Raw genomic sequence first — 14,732 nt, 5'->3', positions numbered from 1 at the left:
AATGGAACGTCATGGCCCTGCATTTTCGACCTGTCCGTCTTGCTGACGCCGGAACCCTGCCGTTCTGGCGCCGCCCGGTTTCGCTTCTGTTCGTGATGGCCTTTGCCATGCCGGTGGGCTTCGCCACCTGGTCGGCGCTTCTGAACAATTTCGTCATCGAGGCCGCGGGCTTCACCGGGGTCGAGATCGGCTGGCTGCATACCGTGCGCGAGGTGCCGGGCTTTCTGGCGATCGGGGTGATCGCGCTGATCATGTTCATGCGCGAGCAGGTGCTGGGGCTGGTCGCGCTTCTGCTTCTGGGGGCGGCGACGGCCGTGACCGCCTGGTTTCCCTCGCTCGGCGGCATCCTCACCATCACCATGCTCAGCTCGATCGGGTTCCACTATTACGAGACGGTGAACCAGTCGCTGCAGCTGCAATGGATCGAGAAGGACCGGGCGCCGCAAACGCTGGGCTGGCTGATGGCGGCGGGCTCGGCCGCCTCGCTTCTGGCCTATGGGCTGCTGGTCGTCACCTGGAAGACCTTCGATCTGTCCTACAATTTCGTCTATCTCGCCTCGGGCGGGTTCACCGCCGCGGCCGCGCTGTTCTGCCTTCTTGCCTATCCGCAATTCGAGGCGCCGAACCCGCAGCTCAAGCGGCTGGTGCTGCGCCGCCGCTACTGGCTTTACTACCTTCTGCAATTCATGTCGGGCGCGCGGCGGCAGATCTTCACCGTCTTCGCGGCCTTCATGATGGTCGAGCGGTTCGGCTTCGAGGTGCATGAGGTCACGGCACTTTTCCTCATCAACTTCCTGGCCAACATGCTCTTCGCGCCGCTGCTGGGGAAGGCGGTCGCACGCTGGGGCGAGCGGCGGGCGCTGGCCTTCGAATATGTCGGGCTGATCTGCGTCTTCCTCGCCTATGGCGGGATCTACTACCTGGGCTGGGGCGTGGTGCTGGCCGCCACGCTTTACGTGATCGACCACATGTTCTTCGCGCTTGCCTTCGCGCTCAAGACCTATTTCCAGAAGATCGCCGATCCGGGCGACATCGCCCCCACCGCCGCCGTGGCCTTCACCATCAACCACATCGCGGCGGTCTTCCTGCCAGCGGCGCTGGGCTATCTCTGGGTCACCTCGCCGGGCGGAGTGTTCCTGCTGGCGGCCGGCATGGCGGCGACATCGCTGGCGCTGGCGCTGATGATCCCGCGCCATCCCGCGCCCGGCAACGAGACTGTGTTCTCGCGGCTGATGCCCGCTCCGGCCGAATAGGCCCCGCGGCCCAGAGGGGCTCCGTGGCAGTGCGATCTCTCTGGAGGGGCAGGGCTGTCGGGGCCCGCGCATGGATGCAGAAGAACCGGGCTTCAGGCCATGGCGCGGCGCTGGCGCCGGACGTCAGAGCCGGAGAGAGGCGTCTCTCCGGCCCGATCCGCCCGCCGATGTCCTAGGCGGCGGGCTTTTGCATGCACAGCGTCGTCCAGTCGCCGATCTGCTCGGAGCCCTGCAGGCCGAGGCCGCAGGCGGCATAGGCCGCGGCCACATCTTCGGCCTGTTCGTTCAATAGCCCCGACAGGATCGCGATGCCGCCGGGCGCCAGTCGCGCGGCGATTTCGGGGGCCAGCTCGATCAGCGGCGCCTTCAGGATATTGGCGAAGATCAGACCGAACGGCGCCTCGGCCGCCAGCGCGGGATGATCGAACCCGGTCGCCTCGAGGCAGCGGATGCGCCCGGACAGCCCGTTGGCCGCGACATTGGCCTCGGCCACCTCGACGGCCACCGGATCGATGTCTGAGGCAAGGACCGGCACCTGCCACAGATGCGCCGCCGCCATCGCCAGAACCGCCGTGCCGCAGCCGATATCGGCCACCGCGCGCGGCGCGAAGCCCGCCTCGGCCAGCCGGTCGACGGCGCAGAGGCAGCCCAGCGTGGTGCCGTGATGCCCGGTGCCGAAGGCCATCGAGGCCTCGATCAGAAGCGGCACCGGCCCCTCGGGGACGCGGTCGGCATCGTGGCTGCCATACAGGAAGAACCGTCCGGCCTCTACGGGGGCGAGATCGCGCCGGACCTTGGCCACCCAGTCGGTCTCGGGCACTTCGGACACCATGAAGGGGCGTGCGCCGTGAAGCGCCGCCAGGAGCGCCAGCCCGGCCTCGTCGGGCGGCTCGGTGAAGAAGGCGCCAAGTTCCCACAGCCCCGAGCCATCCTCGATCTCGAAGACGCCCACGCCCATGGGCTCGGGATCGAGCCGCTCCTCGATGGCCTCGGCCAGCGCCTCGGCGGCCTCCTGGGCGGTCAGCGTGGTCAGCGCGGAATAGGTGGGCATCGGGGCGGCCTTTCGGGTGGTCGGAAAACAGGACCCAGCGCCTAGGCCGCGCCGACGGTCTGGTCAAGCGCCGCGATCGCCGCCTCGACCAGCGCCTCGGGCGGTTCGGAGGCGTCGAACCGGATCACCGGACAGGGCAGCTCTCCGAGCCAGAGCTCGTGCTTGCGCCGGGTGCGCCCGGTGAAGTCGGGGAAATCGTAGCCCATCGCATAATCCATGAAGGCCTGATGAGGCTCTGCCCTGGGCCCGCCCGGCAGGATCGCATCGCCATAGCGCAGATGCTCGCGCCGCCTGAGCCGCGCCAGCCGCCGCGCGGGCGGCAGGGCCAGGAAAACGACATGGGTGAAGCGGGGGGCAAGCCGGTCGCCCCAGCCCAGCATGGACCCCGCCAGGATCCAGTCGGGACGCGGCAGGAACACGTCCTGCATCAGGGCCAGCCGCTCCTCGGGCGGGCGTTTGCGGGTGAAGGGCGGATCGGAGGGATGCCAGTAGAAATCGTCCGTGTCGAAACATTGCGAGGCCAGCCGGATGGCCAGCCCCCGCGCCAGCGTCGAACAGCCCGCGCCGCTGGCGCCGGTGATGTGAATGCGTAGCCCCATGGTCTTTGCCGATGGCCCCTCGGATCAGGCGTCCTTCCCCCCGGGACAAGTTACCCCGGTGCCGCCGAGCCCGCAATAACCGCCCGGATTCTTGGCAAGGTATTGCTGGTGATAGGCTTCGGCATAAAAGAAGGGCGGTGCGGCCCGGATCTCGGTGGTGATCGCGCGGTAGCCCGCCGCCCGCAGCCGCTCCTGATAGGTGGCGAGACTGGCCTCGGCGGCGGCCCTTTGCGCCTCGGTCAGGGTGAAGATCGCCGAGCGGTACTGGGTGCCCCGGTCATTGCCCTGGCGCATGCCCTGGGTCGGGTCATGGCCCTCCCAGAAGGCGGCCAGAAGCCGCCCGAGCGAAATCTCTGCCGGGGCATGGACGACGCGCACCACCTCGGCATGACCGGTGCGCCCGGTGCAGATCTCCTCATAGGTCGGGTTCGGGGTGAAGCCCCCGGCATAGCCTGCCGCGGTCATCCAGACCCCCGGCAGCTTCCAGAACAGCCGCTCGACGCCCCAGAAACAGCCCATGCCGAAGACGATCTCCTGCATTCCCTCGGGAACCGGGGCCTTGAGCGGGCGCCCGAAGACGTAATGGGTCTCGGCGGTCGCGATCGGCTCGGCGCGGCCTTTCAGCGCCTCGTCTTCGCGGACCATCTCTGTCTTGCGTCCCGTCAGGGAAAACATGCGCCACCTCCATCGCTTGAGTTGACGATGCATATAGGTGCCCCGCGCGGCCCGCCCATGCCCGGCATCTGGAATTGATCGAATTCCGGCCCGGACTGTCCCGGGCCGCGAGGGAGCGTCCGGTGCACGGGGCGGGACGACGGCACTGGACGACGGCCTCGGCCGAGAAACGGGTGGGCCGGTCCGGCCTTGCCAAAGGTCAGGGCTGTTCGCCCGGCTTGGCGCGTGGCCGCGCCGGCACATCGGGACGGTCAGGCTCGGCGCGCTCAGATCCCGGTTGCGCGCAGGCCGCGGCCAGCTTGGAAGGGCGGACGATCCGCCCGTGCCGAAGGCGCGGCCGAAAATCCGGCTGCCCGGACCCGGTCCTTCTGCGCGGCCGGGCCTGGCTGCGACCATCGGTCCCGAGGCAGGGCGCCGCCGGATAGCGTCCGGGACTGGCGCCCGGTCGCGATCGGGCGCCGAAGCGGTGCCGCGATCCGGCTCGGGCTGACGGTTCAATCTGGCACAGGCCGGCACGCGGCGGGGAATGGGCCTCCCCGGTGGCTGATGCCGGGAGGGAAAAGGCGCAGGATCTCGCCCGAGCCCCGCACGGTTGCGGCCTCTCCTCCCGAGCCATGTAGCCCCGGAGCGGTCGCCCCATGACCGATGCGCAAGAATCCATCCGCGATACCGGGCTGCGGTGGGCGCATGGGCGTGCAGAGGTGCCGTTCGACCGGTCGGGGCCCTGACAGCCGTCGCGACGGGGGCGGGAACATGCGGCACAGGATCGGCGAGCCGCGCGCACGCCGCAACGCGCCAGGCTTGCGGCGACAGGAGATGTCGTTGGAATCAACCGCTCAGGCTGCAGGGTGCAGAGTGCAAGGGGAGGCGGCATGCCCGGCCCCGGGGCGCTGCCCGCGCCCCGCTTTGCGCGGCCGGGAAATGTCGGCTGCTTCTCGATGTGTCGCTGGACGTATTGCGCCAGGCCTGCGGTCGGAGGGGCTTTCCCTGCCCGCGCCGGAGACCGCGACCCCTTCTGCAAGAAACTCGTGATGAAGACGCTGAAGATCACCGGGATCAAGGCCGGGCCATCTCTTTTAGGTCCTGCCCGGAGAGATCGGGTGGGTGGGACGTGCCGGGTAACGCTGCGTCATCTTGTGGCGCGTGGCTTTTTCCTTTTGAACCGTTCCGGTTTTCAGAGAACATTTTTCCGGTCCTTTCGATTGCGGACGAAGGACGGCGCCTGCATCGGCAGAATTGAAGCCGGGGCCGGTTGCCGTTTCCCGTTCTTTTTCGGGGGTTCGGTAATTTTTGCCAAATTGAAGCTGACATTTTTAAATCGAAGGTTGAAACCAGATGCGCATTGCAATTGTCGATCTCAATAATTTTTCCCGTTATCCAACGCTTTCGGTCGGCCAGATCGCCGCCATCCTGCGCCGGGCAGGGCATGAGGTCGAGGTGATCTCTCCCTTTGCGGTGGGGGTCGGCAGCTACCGGCGTGTGACGCGGCCGCATGCGCTGGGCTATTACGAATCGGTCCTGCGCCATGCCACGGCGGTCAGCGGAGCCCGGGCGGTGCGCGAGCTGCGCCGGAAGGTCGCCGCTGCCCGCAGTCCCGCCCGCGCCCGCAGCCAGGCCGCGACCCTGGCCGAGGTGCAGGGCGCGCTCGGGCGCGGCACCGATCTTCTGCTGATCTCGGCCTACAGCATGTATCGCGAGGTGTGCGGGGCGATTGCCGCCAAGGCGGCGCGCCGGGGCGTGCCGGTGGTCGTCGGCGGGCCGATGTTCGGCATGCCCGAGATTGCGGCGCACTGGCTCGAGCTGCCGGGGATCTCCGGCGTCTTCGCCGGCGAGGCCGAGGGCCATCTGCTGGATCTCGTCGACAGCGTCATGGGAGGCGGTCACCCGGTGCCCGGGCTGGCCACGCCCGGGCGGCCCGAGCTTGTCCCGGCGGCGCCCTTCGCCGATTTCGACGCGCTGCCCTTTCCCGACTATGCCGACTTTCCCTGGGACCGCTATCCCAACCGGATCGTGCCGATGATGACCGGCCGGGGCTGCGGCTGGGGGGTGTGCACCTTCTGCAGCGATGTGCGGACGAGCGCGGGCCGCACCTTCCGCAGCCGCTCCTTTCCGAATGTGCGCGACGAGATGGCCTGGCAAAGCCGCCGCCACCGGACCGGGATCTTCACCTTTCTCGACCTCAAGCTGAATTCGGACCTCGCGGTCTGGCACGGGCTGATCGACGAGGCCCAGAGCGTGGCGCCGGGCTGCGAATGGACGGCCTCGGTCCATGTTCAGGCCAATGGTGGGAACGGGCTGGAGCCGGACGTGCTGAAGGCGGCGCGCCGTGCCGGGCTGTCGCGCATCACCACCGGGCTCGAATCCGCGGCGCAGGGGGTGCTGAACGCGATGGGGCGGGGCACCAATGCCGAGGCGCTGTCGCGCTTCGTGCGCCAGGCTTCCGAGGCCGGGATCAGCGTGCGGATGACCTCGATCCTGGGCTATCCGGGGGAGACCGCCGAGGATGTGCGGCTGACGGCCCGGTTCCTGGCCGAGCACCGGCCCTATATCGACCGCGTCGTGGTCAACCGGCTGGCCATTGTCGGCGACACGCCGCTGGGTCAGGCGATCCGGCGCAATCCGGCGCGCTATCCGCAGATCGGCGCGCTGGCGCAGAATCTCGAGACCGGGCTGATGGACCACGAAAACGCGACCTTCCGCAGCCCCGGGCATCTCTCTGCCGCGATGCGGATGCTGCGCGAGGTGCACAGGATCAACCGCAAGCCGCTGAAGGGCGCGTCTCTGACCTTCGAAGGGGTGATGTAGCCCGTCTGGCCCTGCGCCGCGCGGCCATCGAAGGGGCGAGAGCCGGTCTGTCGCCCCTCAGTCGGCGGGTCAGTCGGCGGGCAGCGGCGCGCTGGGGGCCTCGGGGCGCGCGGCCGCGTCCTCGGGCCCGGTCGTCAGCATCCCGTTGGTCCAGGTGCCCGAGCGGATCTCGCCATCCGAGTATTTCATCACGCCCTTGCCCTCGTAGCGGCCCTCCGCGAACATGCCTTCATAGACGTCGCCATTGGCATAGGTGGCGCGGCCCTTGCCGTCGAACTTGCCCGCCTTCCAGCCGCCGGTATAGCTGAACCCGTCGGGCATGGTGATGGTGCCCTGACCTTCGCGCTGGCCCTTGACGAAGCCGCCCGAATAGACCGAGCCGTCGGCATAGGTCGCGGTGCCCTCGCCATGGCGAAGCCCGCCCTTCCAGTCGCCGGTATAGCTGTAACCGCCGGCATGGGTCATCGTGCCCTTGCCGTTATAGGCGGCGTCCTTGAACTGGCCTTCATAGACCAGCCCGTCGGGGAAGGTCGCGCGGCCCGCCCCGCCGATCACGCCGCCGGTCCATTCGCCCTCATAGGTCGAGCCGTCGGCATAGGTGACCTTGCCCGTGCCATCGGGCATGTCGGCGCGGAACTGGCCCTCGTAGACCGCGCCGTCGGGATAGGTGAGCCGGCCCTCGCCCTCGATCCGGCCCGCGACCCAGTCGCCCTCGTAGCGGTAGCCGTCGGCCCCGATCAGCGTGCCCTTGCCGTGGCGCTTGTCGTTGCGGTACTCGCCCTCGTAGACATCGCCATTGGCGAAGGTGACCTTGCCGCTGCCATGCCGCTCGCCATTGACGAACTGGCCCTCGTAGATGTCGCCATTGGGCTGGGTCAGGGTGCCGAGACCGTTCATCTCGCCATCCTTCCACATGCCGGCATAGCTCAGCCCCTCGGGCGTGGTCAGCGTACCCTTGCCCGAGCGCTGGTTCTGGGACATCTCGCCCTGATAGACGCGCCCGCCCGGATAGGTGATCCTGCCCTTGCCGTCCTTGACGCCGTTGACCCAGCTGCCCTCGTAGACATAGCCGTTTGGGCTGGTCATCTTGCCGATGCCGTGATGGACCGCATTGCGGAATTCGCCCTCGTAGCGCACCCCGTTGGCATAGACCGCGACCCCGGTGCCGGTGATCTTGCCATCCTGCCAGTCGCCCTCGTAGGTGCCGCCATCGGCGAAGGTGATCTTGCCGGTGCCGTCGGGCTTGCCATCGGTGAACCCGCCCTCGTAGACCGAGCCGTTGACCAGCCGCGCGACGCCCTTGCCCTCGATCCGGCCATCGACCCACTGGCCCGAATATTCATAGCCGTTGGGCAGCCGGTAGGTGCCGGTGCCGTCCTGCTTGCCGTTCTTGAAGGTGCCTTCGTAGATCCCGCCATTGTCATATTGCCGGGTCACGACATTGCCGTCGTCCTGGGCGAGTGCAGCCCCGCCCGCCGCCAGCGCCGCAACCAGAGCCAGACGCGCCGTCATCCTGCCTGTTTTCTGCACCAAAGCCCCCATCGCCCTGACTTGCCGCGGTTCTTTTTGAAAGCGCGGAAACCCTAGTGGAGCCTCGGCGGGCTTACAACGGTTTTCGCCACCGGACGGCTTTCACTTGCCTGTCAGTCTGCTAAGAGGCGGGGCAGGATGCGACGAGGAATGCCATGGCCGACGACCGGTTCCGCCTCACCCTTGCCCAGTTCGACCCGACGGTCGGGGCGCTGGAGGACAATGCCGCCAAGGCGCGTGCCGCCTGGGCGGCGGGGCGCGATGCGGGGGCCGACATGGTGGCGCTGCCCGAGATGTTCCTGAGCGGCTACCAGCTGCAGGACCTGGCGCTGCGGCCCGCCTTCCTGGTCGATGTCGCGGCCCGGCTCGAGGCGCTGGCCCGGGACTGCGCCGATGGCCCGGCGCTCGGGATCGGGGCGCCGGTTCTCGAGGACGGATGCCATCACAACGCCTATTTCGTGCTGCACCGGGGCCGGGTGCTGGCACGGGTCTGCAAGCATCACCTGCCCAATGACGAGGTGTTCGACGAGAAGCGGGTCTTCGACGGTGGCCCGATCGACGGGCCGGTGCGGGTTGGCCCGCTCCGGATCGGGATGCCGGTCTGCGAGGATGCCTGGTACGAGGACGTGGCCGAGGCGCTGGCCGAGACCGGGGCCGAGATCCTCCTGGTGCCGAACGGCTCGCCCTATCACCGCGGCAAGCACGATACCCGCATGACCATCATGGTCTCGCGCGTGGTCGAGACCGGGCTGCCGCTGGTCTATCTCAATCTGGTCGGCGGGCAGGACGATCAGGTCTTCGACGGCGGGTCGTTCGTGCTCAATCCGGGCGGCGCGCTCGCGCTGCAGATGCCGGTGCTGGAAGAGGGCCTTGCCCATGTCGATTTCCGCCGCACGCCTGAAGGCTGGCGTGCCGATCCGGGCGCGCGCGCGGTCCCGCCCGATGCCTGGGAGCAGGACTACCGGGTGATGGTGACGGCGCTGCAGGCCTATGTCGCGAAATCGGGCTTCTCGAAGGTGGTGCTGGGGCTGTCGGGCGGCGTCGACTCGGCTCTGGTGGCGGCGATCGCGGCAGACGCGCTGGGGCCGGAGAACGTGCATTGCGTGATGCTGCCTTCGGACTTCACCTCGGCCGGGTCGCTCGAGGATGCGGCGGCGGTGGCCAGGGCGCTTGGCTGCCGGCTCGACGAGGTGCCGATTTCGGGGCCGCAGGCGGCCGCGACCGAGGCCCTGGCGCCGCTTTTCGCGGGGACCGAGACGGGCGTCACCGAGGAGAACCTGCAATCGCGGTTGCGCGGGCTTCTCCTGATGGCGATCTCGAACAAGTTCGGCGAGATGCTCCTGACCACCGGCAACAAGTCGGAAGTGGCCGTCGGCTATGCCACGATCTATGGCGACATGGCGGGCGGCTACAATCCGATCAAGGATCTCTACAAGACCCGAGTCTTCGAGACCTGCCGCTGGCGCAATGCTCATCACCGGCCCTGGATGAAAGGCCCCGCAGGCGAGGTGATCCCGTCCCGGGTGATCGAGAAACCGCCCTCGGCGGAACTTCGCGCGGACCAGAAGGACGAGGACAGCCTGCCGCCCTATCCGGTGCTCGACCGGATCCTCAAGGGGCTGGTCGATGACGCGCGTCCGGTCGCGGATCTGGTGGCCGAGGGGTTTGATCGGGACATGGTGAAACGCGTCGAACATCTGATCTATGTCAGCGAATACAAGCGCTTCCAGTCGGCGCCCGGGGCCCGGCTGACACAGCGGGCATTCTGGCTCGACCGCCGCTATCCGATCGTCAACCGCTGGCGCGACCCGTCCTGAGCGGGGCGGCGATTTTTCGGCGAAAAATCGGGTCCGGCCGCACCGTGCCGCGCCGCTGACCGGTCCGGGCGACTGGACCGCGCCGGTCCGGGCCATATCTCAGGCAGAGCCGAAACCCGAACGAGGTATCTGCCATGACCAAACCCAAACTCGCCGTCATTTTCTATTCGACCTACGGAACCAATCACCAGATCGCCGAAGCCGCAGCCGGGGCCGCCACCGAGGCCGGCGCCGAGGTCCGCCTTCGGCGCGTGGCCGAGACTGCGCCCGAGGATGTCGTGAAGGGCCAGCCAGACTGGGCCGCGCAGCTCGAGAAGATGGCCGACATCCCGGTCGCCACGCCCGAGGACATGGCCTGGGCCGATGGCTATTTCTTCTCGGCGCCGACCCGGTTCGGGGTCGTGGCCAGCCAGATGCGGGCGTTCATCGACACGCTGGGCCCGGTCTGGCAGGACGGCAAGCTTGCCGGCAAACCCGTGACCGCCACCACCAGCGCGATGAATGTGCATGGCGGACAGGAAGCCACGCTGCTCACGCTTTATCCGACCTTCATGCATTGGGGCTCGATCCTGGTGCCGCCGGGCTATACCGATCAGACGATCTTCGAGGCCGGCGGCAATCCCTATGGCTATTCCGCCAAGGCCGGGGAGTTCGACGACAAGGGCAGGGCGGCCGTCGCCCATCAGGCCCGGCTCCTGGTCGAGATCGCCGGAAAGCTGATCGCCTGACGACAGCCGGGCGGGGGGCAGGAGGGTCCCCTCCTGCCTCAGAGTTCCGTCACCGCGCAGCGTTCGAGAAGCGCCTCGGTATCCTCGCGGGTGCAGAGCGCGGTGGCATCCGTCATCACCGCCGCGCTGGCCGCCGCCGCGCCCCATTGCAGCGCCCGGGCGAGGCCCTCATCCCGCGCCAGCGCCAGCACGAAGGCGCCGACGAAACTGTCGCCCGCCCCCACCAGCGAGCGCACCGGCACCCTGGCCGCCGCCACATGCAGCCTGAGCCCCTCGGCGGCCAGCACATTGCCCTCGGCGCCCCGCGCGATCACCACCACCTGGGCCACGCCCCGCGCCACCAGCTCGGAGGCGAAATCGACGCTGTCCCTGCGGTCGGGCAAGGCGCGCCCGGCCAGGTCCTCGGCCTCGAGCCCGTCCATCCTGAGCACATAGGGCACCGCGTCGCGAGCCTCGGCCAGCCGGGTCAGCGCGGGCCCCGAGGTATCGGCGATGACACGCGCGCCGCGCGCCCCGATCTTGGCACAGACCCGTTCGGTGAGATCCTCGGGCAGTCCGCGCGGCAGGCTGCCCGAGACCACCACATAGCCTGCCTCGGGCACCGCCGTCGTCACCGCGGCCAGCGTGGCCTTCAGCCCGGCCTCGTTCCAGATCGGTCCCGGCAGCACGAAGCGGAACTGCTCTCCGGTGGCACTGTCGGTGACGGCAAGGCTCATCCGGGTCTCGCCCGGCGCCACCAGCGGAATGAGCCGGATGCCCTCATGTTCCAGCAGCGCGCGCAGCTTGTCGCCGTTATGGCCACCCAGCGCCACCAGCGCGAGGCTTTCGCCGCCCAGCAGCCGGATCGCGCGCGAGACATTGATGCCGCCTCCGCCCGGATCGGTCACCGGCGGGGCGCAGCGCAGCTTGTCGCCGGGCACGACATGGGCGACCGAAGTGGACAGATCCACGGTCGGGTTGAGCGTGACGGTCAGGATATCGTGCATGAGTGGGGGGTCCTTGGCATTCGCGGGGCGACACTGCCACCCCGGCCGCCCGAGGCCAAGCCCGTTTCCGCCCGGCCGCGGGGGATCGGGCCGGCCGCGCCGGGGCGGCTGCCTTCTTCGCCCCGGCCTCGCCGATTATTCGAGCATCATCTGGTAACTGGCAGGCAGGTAGCGATAGCCGTCCCCTTGCGTCTCGACATAGCCCAGCGCCGGGAACGGCATGTGATAGCCGATGAAGGGCATCCGCTCGGTCGCGAGCATGTCCAGAAGCCGGCGCCGCGTGGCCGCCGCCGCTTCCTTGTCGCGGTCATAGAGCACCTCCCAGTCGGGATGGGCCAGCGACCAGACATAGTGATTGGCGAAATCGGCGCCGATCAGAAGCACCTTGCCGCCGCTTTCCAGCCGGTAGGCCATGTGCCCGGGCGTATGGCCGAAGGCGGCGACGGCGGTCACGCCCGGCGCGGCCTCGCCGCCATCGTCGAGAAAACGCGTCTTCTCGGCCAGCGGGCGCATCTTCTTTTCGAACCCCTCGTCGCCCGACATGTCCCAGGCATCGAACTCGACCGCGCCGGTGACATAACGGGCCCCGGAAAAGGTCTCGGTCCCGTTCTCCATCAGCCCGCCGATATGGTCGCCATGCATATGTGTGATGACGACGGTGTCGATCTGGTCGGGGCTATAGCCCGCAGCCTCCAGCGCGGCGACGGTGCCCTCGGGCGCCAGCCCGGTATCGAAGAGGATCAGCTCGGCTCCGGTATTGACCACGGTCGGGGTGAAGAAGAACTGCGCCTTGTCGGCCGGGATCATCGCCGCCCGGGACGCGGCGGCGAATCGCTCGGGGGCGACATTCAGTCCGAAGATCGTCTGCGGGTCGGGCACGGTGCGGTTGCCCGCAAGGATCGTCGTCACCTCGAAGCGTCCCAGCATGAAGCGGTTGAAGACCGGCCGGGCCGGGCCCATCATCGGCGCCGCGGCCCGGGCCGGACGGGCGAGGGCGGCGGCCAGCGGCAGCGCGGCCCCGGCCAGAAGCGCGTGGCGGCGGGTCATCTCGGTCATGGCAGGTCTCCCTTTGCTGACCCGGCCCCGGGGCCGGATCTTCCCCGCGCGGAAGGATAGCGGCGATCCGCGGGCCTGCCATTTCACGAGGGCGCGAGGCGGGACCTTTCCCCGGACCGTCCCATGGGCCGGTCCGTCAGGCGGGCCGGGGAGGGGGGACATGGCGCCTCATTCCCACCAGCGGTCGATCGAGGCGATGTCCTCGTCGGACCAGCCGAAATGATGCGCGATCTCGTGGATCAGCACATGGGTCACCAGGTCGGCCAGGGTGACCTCCTCGCGCTCGACCCATTCATCCAGCAGCGCCCGGCGGAACAGCCAGACCGTATCGGGCCGCTCGGGCTGGTCCATCACCGATTTCTCGGTCAGCGGGATGCCGTCGTAAAGCCCGGTCAGCTCGAACGGGTTCTCCATCCCGAGATCGTCCAGCATCTCGTCAGGGGCCAGATCCTCGACCCGGATCGCGACCTCGGAGGCCGGGCCGCGGAACGGCTCGGGCAGGGCGGCGCGGGCGGCGGCTGCGAGATCGGCGATGTCGTCGAGCGATGGCGGAAGGCGATGGCGGTTCGGGTCGGTCATGGGCTCGATATGGACAAAACCGCGCCGTTGTGGAAGAGCGGGCGCGCAAGGAGAATACCCATGACGACCGTCACCCGTTTCGCTCCGTCGCCCACCGGATACCTGCATGTGGGCAATCTGCGCACCGCGCTGTTCAACTACCTGATCGCCCGCAAGGCCGGCGGGACCTTCATCCTGCGCCTCGACGACACCGATCCGGAACGCTCCAAGCAGGAATATGCCGACGGGATCCGGGAAGACCTGGAATGGCTGGGTCTGACCTGGGATCGCGAAGAGCGGCAATCGGCCCGGCTCGACCGCTATGCCGAGGTTGCCGCCGAGCTGCGCGCCTCGGGCAGGCTCTACGAGTGTTTCGAGACCCCGACCGAGCTGGACCTGAAGCGCAAGAAGCAGCTCAACATGGGCAAGCCGCCGGTCTATGACCGCGCCGCGCTCGAGCTGTCCGAGGACGAGAAGGCCGCGCTTCGGGCCGGGCGGCCCGGGCATTGGCGCTTCCTGCTCGACCGTGAGCGGATCGAGTGGACCGACGGCATTCTCGGCGACATCTCGATCGACGCGGCCAGCGTGTCGGACCCGGTGCTGATCCGGGGCGACGGGCAGGTGCTGTATACCTTCGCCTCGGTGGTCGACGATGTCGACATGGGCGTGAGCTATATCGTGCGCGGCTCGGATCACGTCACCAATACCGCGACCCAGATCCAGATCATCGGGGCGGTCGGCGGCACGGTGCCGCGCTTTGCCCACCATTCGCTGCTGACCGGGCCCCAGGGCGAGGCGCTGTCCAAGCGGCTGGGGCATCTGTCGCTGCGCGATCTGCGCAAGCAGGGGGTCGAACCGATGGCGCTCCTGTCGCTGATGGCGCGGCTCGGCTCGTCGCAGCCGGTCGAGCTCATCGAGAGCCTCGACGAGCTGATCGAGAGCTTCGATATCGGCACGTTCGGCGCGGCGCCGACCAAGTTCGACGAACAAGACCTGTTCCCGTTGACCGCCCGGCATCTGCACGGGCTGCCCTTCGGCGCGGTCAGGGACGAGATCGCGGCGCTGGGCGTGCCGGACGATCAGGCCGAGAGGTTCTGGCTGGCGGTGCACGAGAACATCGTCACCCGCCACGATCTGGCCGGCTGGTGGGCGCTTTGCCGCGACGGCGCGGAACCGCTGGTGGAGGACGAGGACCGCGACTTCATCGCCGAGGCGCTGTCGATGCTGCCCGAGCCGCCCTATGACGAGAACAGCTGGTCGGCCTGGACCCAGGCGGTGAAGGAAAAGACCGGCCGCAAGGGCCGCAAGCTGTTCATGCCGCTGCGCAAGGCCGTCACCGGCCGCGAGCGCGGCCCGGAACTGGGCGACCTGCTGCCCTTGTTCCAGAAGAAGCCGGGCTGAGCCCCGGACCTCTGCGCCATCCTGCCGGGCGGCGGCCCTCCGCCTTGCCGCCCGGCTCTCCCCCGCAGCCGCTCTTCCTGCCCTTTCCGGGCCTTCCGGGAGGCGCAGGCCCGGCTGAGGGGCATGTGCATGCGATGGGCCGGCACGGGGCGCGCGGTGACGTCATCCGGTGACGTCATCCGGCGGGCGCAGCTCCCTTCGACCCTCCGGCAGAAACCACCTGCTCCGGCTAGCCGGTCCCGCCCGTTCCGGTCCCTTCGCAGACAGGTTCAA

At 68.7% G+C, this 14,732-nt stretch carries 13 protein-coding genes; 6 read left to right on the top strand and 7 right to left on the bottom strand.

The features are described 5' to 3' along the window. Positions 1–11: 11 nt before the first annotated feature. A complete protein-coding gene (locus B5V46_RS13110) occupies positions 12–1,253 on the top strand; it encodes an MFS transporter (RefSeq protein ID WP_080617013.1) in 1,242 nt (413 codons plus the stop codon). A 172-nt stretch (positions 1,254–1,425) separates the two neighbouring features. On the opposite strand, the gene B5V46_RS13105 is transcribed toward B5V46_RS13110, so the two are convergent. The 3 genes from B5V46_RS13105 to msrA are packed head-to-tail and all read right to left on the bottom strand — an operon-like array spanning position 1,426 to position 3,578. After that, positions 1,426–2,304 carry a 50S ribosomal protein L11 methyltransferase gene (locus tag B5V46_RS13105; protein WP_080617012.1) on the bottom strand — a complete coding sequence of 293 codons (879 nt, stop codon included), beginning with the start codon at positions 2,302–2,304 and terminating at the stop codon, positions 1,426–1,428. A gap of 41 nt (positions 2,305–2,345) precedes the next feature. Next, positions 2,346–2,903, bottom strand: coding sequence for a hypothetical protein (locus B5V46_RS13100; protein ID WP_080617011.1), 558 nt, complete (start codon positions 2,901–2,903; stop codon positions 2,346–2,348). 24 nt (positions 2,904–2,927) lie between these two features. Continuing rightward, complete coding sequence (gene msrA / locus B5V46_RS13095) at positions 2,928–3,578, bottom strand: peptide-methionine (S)-S-oxide reductase MsrA (protein WP_080617010.1); 651 nt, start codon at positions 3,576–3,578, stop codon at positions 2,928–2,930. 1,031 nt (positions 3,579–4,609) lie between these two features. On the opposite strand from msrA, the gene B5V46_RS20260 reads away from it, so the two are divergent. Together B5V46_RS20260 and B5V46_RS13090 are read left to right on the top strand one after the other, a co-directional pair. Further along, positions 4,610–4,942, top strand: coding sequence for a hypothetical protein (locus tag B5V46_RS20260; RefSeq protein WP_196774246.1), 333 nt, complete (start codon positions 4,610–4,612; stop codon positions 4,940–4,942). Continuing rightward, positions 4,914–6,383: a radical SAM protein gene (locus tag B5V46_RS13090; RefSeq protein WP_080617009.1), complete on the top strand. Its 1,470-nt coding sequence runs from the start codon at positions 4,914–4,916 to the stop codon at positions 6,381–6,383. Before B5V46_RS20260 ends, B5V46_RS13090 begins: the two co-directional genes overlap by 29 nt. Before the next feature lie 69 nt (positions 6,384–6,452). On the opposite strand, the gene B5V46_RS13085 is transcribed toward B5V46_RS13090, so the two are convergent. Next, the gene (locus B5V46_RS13085; RefSeq protein WP_155774055.1) at positions 6,453–7,895 is read right to left on the bottom strand and encodes an MORN repeat-containing protein; all 1,443 of its coding nucleotides are present in this window, start codon (positions 7,893–7,895) and stop codon (positions 6,453–6,455) included. A 173-nt stretch (positions 7,896–8,068) separates the two neighbouring features. Between B5V46_RS13085 and B5V46_RS13080 the strand changes: the two genes are divergently transcribed. Together B5V46_RS13080 and wrbA are read left to right on the top strand one after the other, a co-directional pair. Then, the gene (locus B5V46_RS13080; protein WP_080617007.1) at positions 8,069–9,730 is read left to right on the top strand and encodes an NAD+ synthase; all 1,662 of its coding nucleotides are present in this window, start codon (positions 8,069–8,071) and stop codon (positions 9,728–9,730) included. A gap of 134 nt (positions 9,731–9,864) precedes the next feature. Then, positions 9,865–10,458 (top strand): NAD(P)H:quinone oxidoreductase type IV, encoded by a 594-nt coding sequence (gene wrbA, locus B5V46_RS13075; RefSeq protein ID WP_080617006.1) that lies wholly within the window; start codon positions 9,865–9,867, stop codon positions 10,456–10,458. A gap of 38 nt (positions 10,459–10,496) precedes the next feature. Here wrbA and B5V46_RS13070 read toward each other — a convergent pair whose 3' ends face one another. The 3 genes from B5V46_RS13070 to B5V46_RS13060 form a co-directional block, all read right to left on the bottom strand. Next, positions 10,497–11,444 (bottom strand): 1-phosphofructokinase family hexose kinase, encoded by a 948-nt coding sequence (locus tag B5V46_RS13070; RefSeq protein ID WP_080617005.1) that lies wholly within the window; start codon positions 11,442–11,444, stop codon positions 10,497–10,499. Positions 11,445–11,579: 135 nt separating this feature from the next. Beyond that, positions 11,580–12,500 carry an MBL fold metallo-hydrolase gene (locus tag B5V46_RS13065; protein WP_080617004.1) on the bottom strand — a complete coding sequence of 307 codons (921 nt, stop codon included), beginning with the start codon at positions 12,498–12,500 and terminating at the stop codon, positions 11,580–11,582. Between the two features lie 168 nt (positions 12,501–12,668). Further along, a complete protein-coding gene (locus B5V46_RS13060; RefSeq protein ID WP_080617003.1) occupies positions 12,669–13,079 on the bottom strand; it encodes a metallopeptidase family protein in 411 nt (136 codons plus the stop codon). Positions 13,080–13,139: 60 nt separating this feature from the next. Between B5V46_RS13060 and gltX the strand changes: the two genes are divergently transcribed. Continuing rightward, positions 13,140–14,459, top strand: a complete 1,320-nt coding sequence (gene gltX / locus B5V46_RS13055; protein ID WP_080617002.1) for a glutamate--tRNA ligase — start codon at positions 13,140–13,142, stop codon at positions 14,457–14,459. The last annotated feature ends 273 nt before the right edge of the window (positions 14,460–14,732 follow it).

The sequence above is a fragment of the Rhodovulum sp. MB263 genome (assembly GCF_002073975.1).
Classification (GTDB): domain Bacteria; phylum Pseudomonadota; class Alphaproteobacteria; order Rhodobacterales; family Rhodobacteraceae; genus Rhodovulum.
Note: the sequence above shows the minus strand (reverse complement) of the source record. Positions and strands in the feature narration are given on the sequence as shown.

What these genes read in the sequence shown, in the direction of transcription:
- B5V46_RS13105 (WP_080617012.1), bottom strand. Translation starts at nt 2,304, where the DNA reads ATGCCCACCTATTCCGCGCTGACCACGCTGACCGCCCAGGAGGCCGCC.
- B5V46_RS13060 (WP_080617003.1), bottom strand. Translation starts at nt 13,079, where the DNA reads ATGACCGACCCGAACCGCCATCGCCTTCCGCCATCGCTCGACGACATC.
- B5V46_RS13065 (WP_080617004.1), bottom strand. Translation starts at nt 12,500, where the DNA reads ATGACCGAGATGACCCGCCGCCACGCGCTTCTGGCCGGGGCCGCGCTG.
- msrA (WP_080617010.1), bottom strand. Translation starts at nt 3,578, where the DNA reads ATGTTTTCCCTGACGGGACGCAAGACAGAGATGGTCCGCGAAGACGAG.
- B5V46_RS13110 (WP_080617013.1), top strand. Translation starts at nt 12, where the DNA reads ATGGCCCTGCATTTTCGACCTGTCCGTCTTGCTGACGCCGGAACCCTG.
- B5V46_RS13090 (WP_080617009.1), top strand. Translation starts at nt 4,914, where the DNA reads ATGCGCATTGCAATTGTCGATCTCAATAATTTTTCCCGTTATCCAACG.
- B5V46_RS13080 (WP_080617007.1), top strand. Translation starts at nt 8,069, where the DNA reads ATGGCCGACGACCGGTTCCGCCTCACCCTTGCCCAGTTCGACCCGACG.
- B5V46_RS13070 (WP_080617005.1), bottom strand. Translation starts at nt 11,444, where the DNA reads ATGCACGATATCCTGACCGTCACGCTCAACCCGACCGTGGATCTGTCC.
- gltX (WP_080617002.1), top strand. Translation starts at nt 13,140, where the DNA reads ATGACGACCGTCACCCGTTTCGCTCCGTCGCCCACCGGATACCTGCAT.
- wrbA (WP_080617006.1), top strand. Translation starts at nt 9,865, where the DNA reads ATGACCAAACCCAAACTCGCCGTCATTTTCTATTCGACCTACGGAACC.
- B5V46_RS13085 (WP_155774055.1), bottom strand. Translation starts at nt 7,895, where the DNA reads ATGACGGCGCGTCTGGCTCTGGTTGCGGCGCTGGCGGCGGGCGGGGCT.
- B5V46_RS20260 (WP_196774246.1), top strand. Translation starts at nt 4,610, where the DNA reads ATGAAGACGCTGAAGATCACCGGGATCAAGGCCGGGCCATCTCTTTTA.
- B5V46_RS13100 (WP_080617011.1), bottom strand. Translation starts at nt 2,903, where the DNA reads ATGGGGCTACGCATTCACATCACCGGCGCCAGCGGCGCGGGCTGTTCG.